The sequence below is a fragment of the Paenibacillus sp. E194 genome (assembly GCF_000935845.1).
Taxonomy (GTDB): Bacteria; Bacillota; Bacilli; order Paenibacillales; family Paenibacillaceae; genus Paenibacillus_B; species Paenibacillus_B alvei_B.
Genome location: NZ_JMDX01000550.1, coordinates 1 through 543 on the forward strand (window position 1 = coordinate 1; position 543 = coordinate 543).

The window sequence follows — 543 nt, forward strand, 5'->3', positions numbered from 1 at the left end:
GCCTCTTCGTCTAATAAACACCTTTCTGACTCCATGTGAGACGTCCCACAACCCCAGAGAGCAAGCTCTCTGGTTTAGGCTCTTCCGCGTTCGCTCGCCGCTACTTACGGAATCACTATTGTTTTCTCTTCCTGAGGGTACTTAGATGTTTCAGTTCCCCTCGTATGCCTCAACATATCCTATGTATTCAGATATGCGTGACTGCCTATTACGACAGCCGGGTTTCCCCATTCGGACACCCCCGGATCAATGCTTGCTTACAGCTCCCCGAGGCATTTCGTTGTTCGCCACGTCCTTCATCGGCTCCTGGTGCCTAGGCATCCTCCGTGTGCTCTTACTAGCTTAACCTAGTATGCTCATTGCTGAGCGTATATCAACTAAAAGAATGATTCTAAGACACTTAACTTTCGCGATTCAGTTTTCAAGGTACAATAAAAAGACGAAAATATATATGGTGGAGCCAAGCGGGATCGAACCGCTGACCTCCTGCTTGCAAGGCAGGCGCTCTCCCAGCTGAGCTATGGCCCCATATATAAGTTCCAT

At 48.8% G+C, this 543-nt stretch carries 1 tRNA gene and 1 rRNA gene; both read right to left on the reverse strand.

The features are described 5' to 3' along the window. Positions 1-348, reverse strand: a 23S ribosomal RNA gene (locus tag AZ66_RS32285); the annotation flags it as partial. A gap of 104 nt (positions 349-452) precedes the next feature. After that, positions 453-528, reverse strand: a tRNA-Ala gene (locus tag AZ66_RS29505). Between the last annotated feature and the right edge of the window lie 15 nt (positions 529-543).